Source organism: Streptomyces lancefieldiae (assembly GCF_031845825.1).
Classification (GTDB): domain Bacteria; phylum Actinomycetota; class Actinomycetes; order Streptomycetales; family Streptomycetaceae; genus Streptomyces; species Streptomyces lancefieldiae.
In genome coordinates this window covers 1-3,965 of record NZ_JAVRFH010000146.1, presented here as the reverse complement: position 1 = coordinate 3,965, position 3,965 = coordinate 1, and the positions used below count along the sequence as shown (strand labels likewise).

The following is a 3,965-nucleotide window of genomic DNA, read 5'->3' as shown; positions in this document are numbered from 1 at the left end:
CGGGAGCGTGTGGCCGCGCACGGTGATGAGTTCCCGGACGCGTGCACCGGCGTCGATGATGACGTCGCCCCCCCGGTGATCGCGGTGGGGTGGGTCCGGGCGGTCGGGTGGATGCCGCACTGAGGTTCTTGAGTGCCTGCACGTCGAGGGTGGGCCATGCCGAGATCAAGGGGCCAGATCGCAGACGGTGAGGTCTGCGTACGGGGTGTCGGTGAGGGTGCGGTCGGCCGGGTTGGTCAGGTGGCCCCCAGCGATGGAGGAAGGGGTCGTGGACACGGCGGCGGTCTCCTGTCCGTGTCGTGCGGAGTCGGCTGGGCGGGCCGATAGGCTGCGTCGCTCGGGAAGCCGATCGGAGCCCATCTGTGATCTCCAAGGCGAGAACCCGCCGTCGCCTGCACGGCCCGCCGCCACAACGAGGGCGCCCGCGCAGGGAATCGGTCGCTCCCGTGGCGGACTGACCTGCAAGCTCCGCCTGGCCGCGGGGACGGCAGGTGTCGCCCACTGTCACTGATCACCGCGTCGGAGCAACGGGCGGACCGCGCCCGGTTCGAGGCGGTGATGAACAAGACGGCGTCCCCGTACAGGTCTTGGCGATCTGCGCTGCACTCCGGACAGCGTCGGCGCGGACAAGGTGTACGGCAACTCCGCGCTGGCCCGTGGCGTTTCCGGGCAGTGGGGGTGCCTCGGAGCTGCGGGGGCACGGTTGTCAGCGCGGCATGCGGATGCCGTCGACGGCGAGGTCCAGCAGTCTGTTCGCCTGGGCGTCGTCACCGTGGTGCTCGGTGGCGAGTGAGATGGCGTTGACCAGTGTGAGGAGGTCTTCGGTCTGCACGCCGGGGCGCAGCGAGCCTGCCCGCTGTGCGCCGTGCAGGAGTTCTCCGGCCGCGGCTGTGATCATCGCTCGGCAGTCGTCGTTCTGTTGCAGGAGGTCGGCGTCCCGGCCGTCGCGCAGCAGTGAGGACGCCAGACCGCGGCTGGCCGCCGCGTAGATGTTGAGATCGCGGAGCCACGCGATGAGCGCGTCACCGGGTGCGCTTCGCTCAGCGTGTTCCCGGGCCCTGGCGCAGAGTGCCTCGACGCGGTCGTGGAAGACGACTTCGAGCAGGGAGCGCCGGGTGGGGAAATGCCGGTGCAGGGTGGCCGATCCCACCCCGGCCCGGCGGGCGATCTCCTCCAGGGAGGCATCGGCGCCGTCCACAGCGAACACCTCCTGGGCCGCGGCGACGATGCGTTCGTAGTTGCGCCGGGCGTCCGCGCGCATGGGGCGCTGCCGGGGGGACTCGGTCACGGTGCCCTCCTTGCCGCTTGCTAAATGGGGCGGTTCTCCGGTTACTGTAGCCCAAGCTAAGTGGGGGACCACCCCACTTTCACGGACAGTGATGGGATCCCGTATGCGTGTCGTGCAGTACGACCGTTTTGGCCCGCCCGAGGTGCTACGCGTCAACGAAATGCCCGTCCCACGGCCGGGCCCGGGGGAGGTACTCGTCGAGGTCCACGCCGCCAGCGTGGACGCGGGGGAGATTGCCTTCCGCTCGGGGCGGATGCGCAGAATCAGCCGGGCCAAGTTCCCTCACGGGACGGGCGGCGACTTCGCCGGCCGCGTCTCGGCGACCGGGCCGGGCGTCCAGGCCTGGCAAGCCGGAGACGCGGTGTGGGGGCTCATGCCCCACTTCGTCTTCGGCTCTCTCGCCGACTACGTTGCCGTCCCCCAGAAGCGGCTGGCCCGGGCGCCGAAGAACCTGAGCCTCCTCGAAGCCGCGGCTCTCCCGGTGTCCGGCACCACCGCACTGACCGCACTGACGGACAAGGCGCACCTCGCCCCCGGCGAGCGGCTCCTGATCCGTGGTGCGACCGGAGGCGTCGGCAGCATCGCCGTGCAGCTGGGCAAGGCCCTCGGTGCCCACGTCACCGCCCTTGCTTCGGCCCACAACCTCGGCTGGGTCACCGCACTCGGAGCCGACGAGGCACTCGACTACCGCACCACACGGCCGGCGGATCTCGGCCGCTTCGATGTCATCGTCGACGTCGTGGGCACCGATCTGGGCTCCTATCGGGCGCGGCTGGCCCGGCGGGGGCGGATGGTGGCCCTCGCCTTCGACACCGACCGCATATTCACCTCCATACTCGGGTCCGGGTTGCGGGCAGCCGTCGCACCACGGCGGTTCAAACTCTTCAGCAACAACCCTTCGGCGGACCGGATCGCCGAGCTGACCCGCTTCACCGAGGCAGGAAGCATCCGGCCTGTGATCGACTCGATCTTTCCTGTGGCCGACGTCGCGGAGGCGCACAGGAGACTGGAAGCCGGCGGCGTCCGGGGGAAGTACGTGATCGACATGGAACGCGAACGCCCGTAGCCGCACCAGGCGCCGACGCCCTCAAGGGGCCGACTGAAGAGCCCAGTAGGTGTTCTCCGTCCTCCCGGCTGTAACCAGCAGCGCGGTGTCGGCGGAGGAGCCTCCTGCGGGCATCCGGCGAATGGGCTGGTCAGCGGCTACGCGCGCATCCAGGACGCTTCCCGGGCTCGGTTGGTCGTCAACCAGCGTGGACAGGCTCCTGACGGCAACGGCCACCAGGCGCCGGCTAGGCGGGCGACGTGTCGGGGCGGGCGTCGTACGCGGCGCGAGCCGCGTCGATGTGTGCCAGGTGCATGGTGCTCCACTCCAGCAGGGGGGCGGTGGCTTGGCGGAGGGTTTTGCCCATCGGGGTGAGTTCGTAACTGACGTGCGGTGGCATGACGTTGTGGACGGTCCGCGTGAGGATCCCGTCGCGTTCCAGGCCGCGCAGGGTGACGGTGAGCATCCGCTGGCTGATTCCGTCGATGGCTCGCTTCAGTTCGGTGAAGCGGCGCGGTCCCTGGCTGAGGTTGCGTACGACCAGCAATGACCACTTGTTCCCCACGATGTCGAGCACTTCGCGGGTCCGGCACGGGTCCTCCTGCCGTGCCGGCCGCGACTCGCTGTCGGCTGTGGTCATGGTTACCTCCAGGGAACGGGGGCACCGAAATGTGCCTTATTGCTTGAGGCGTGGCAGGTGCACCACGATGAATCCGGTTCCCAGAGAGTACCGAGGCACGAATGGGAACTGCCATGCTCCCGTGCCTCCCCACCCTGAAGAGGAAGACCGTTCCGATCATGTCAACTTTCCTGTTGGTACACGGCGCTTGGCACAGCGGGCGCTGCTGGGAGCGGGTGGTCCTGCTGCTGGAGTCGGCCGGGCATCGCGTGTTCACGCCGTCGCTTACCGGCTACGGCGACAAGGCGCACCTGCTCAGTCCCGAGGTGGGGCTCGACACGCACGTCCAGGACGTCGTCGGGCTGATCCACGAGGAGGACCTGACCGAGGTGGTCATCGTGGGGCACAGCTACGCGGGACTGGTTGTCTCGTCCGTGGCCAACGAGGTCCCGGAACGGATCGCCCACCTGGTGTACCTGGACGCGATGGTCCCGGAGCACGGCGAGACCGCCGTCGACGTCCAGCCCATGACGCAGAACCTGATTGACCTGGCCGCGAAGTCCGACAGCGCCTGGCGCATTCCACCGCTGCCCGAGATGCCCCCGCCGTTCGGTCTGTTCGGGGTCACCGACCCGGCTGACGCGGCGTGGCTGCGGGCGACGCTCTCTGACCAGCCGGTGCGCTGCCTGCAGCAACCGGTCCGGCTGGACAACCCGGCCGTGGACTTGATTCCCCGTACGCACATCCACTGCGTCGGCGCGGAGCCGGAAGGCATCACGCGGCGGCCCGTCCCCGCGACACAGCCCAATGGGTCTCCGGCCCGGGTGTGGCAACTGCCGACCGGGCACGACTGCATGATCACCATGCCGACAGAGCTGAGCGAACTGCTGCTCAGGATCGATCTCTAGCATCGCCCGGCCGTCGAGCAGCAGGCAGGGCCACCGCTTCCGAGCACGCCAGGGCCTCCTCGGTCACCGATCGCAGAAGTGGTTTCGCCCGGGACGGCGGGGGAG

4 protein-coding genes are annotated in these 3,965 nt (G+C 69.3%); 2 read left to right on the top strand and 2 right to left on the bottom strand.

What is annotated here, in order from left to right; translation table 11 throughout:
• Window positions 1-706: 706 nt before the first annotated feature.
• Window positions 707-1,288, bottom strand: a complete 582-nt coding sequence (locus RM812_RS40870) for a TetR/AcrR family transcriptional regulator (RefSeq protein ID WP_311585897.1) — start codon at window positions 1,286-1,288, stop codon at window positions 707-709.
• A gap of 103 nt (window positions 1,289-1,391) precedes the next feature.
• Between RM812_RS40870 and RM812_RS40865 the strand changes: the two genes are divergently transcribed.
• Complete coding sequence (locus RM812_RS40865) at window positions 1,392-2,354, top strand: NAD(P)-dependent alcohol dehydrogenase (protein ID WP_311585895.1); 963 nt, start codon at window positions 1,392-1,394, stop codon at window positions 2,352-2,354.
• Window positions 2,355-2,580: 226 nt separating this feature from the next.
• On the opposite strand, the gene RM812_RS40860 is transcribed toward RM812_RS40865, so the two are convergent.
• On the bottom strand, window positions 2,581-2,973 hold the full coding sequence (locus RM812_RS40860; protein ID WP_311585893.1) for a winged helix-turn-helix transcriptional regulator: 393 nt from the start codon (window positions 2,971-2,973) through the stop codon (window positions 2,581-2,583).
• A gap of 158 nt (window positions 2,974-3,131) precedes the next feature.
• Between RM812_RS40860 and RM812_RS40855 the strand changes: the two genes are divergently transcribed.
• On the top strand, window positions 3,132-3,860 hold the full coding sequence (locus tag RM812_RS40855) for an alpha/beta hydrolase (protein WP_311585891.1): 729 nt from the start codon (window positions 3,132-3,134) through the stop codon (window positions 3,858-3,860).
• Window positions 3,861-3,965: the final 105 nt, after the last annotated feature.

Excerpts from the sequence above, each read along its gene's own strand:
- RM812_RS40865 (WP_311585895.1), top strand. The coding sequence starts at position 1,392 with ATGCGTGTCGTGCAGTACGACCGTTTTGGCCCGCCCGAGGTGCTACGC.
- RM812_RS40860 (WP_311585893.1), bottom strand. The coding sequence starts at position 2,973 with ATGACCACAGCCGACAGCGAGTCGCGGCCGGCACGGCAGGAGGACCCG.
- RM812_RS40855 (WP_311585891.1), top strand. The coding sequence starts at position 3,132 with ATGTCAACTTTCCTGTTGGTACACGGCGCTTGGCACAGCGGGCGCTGC.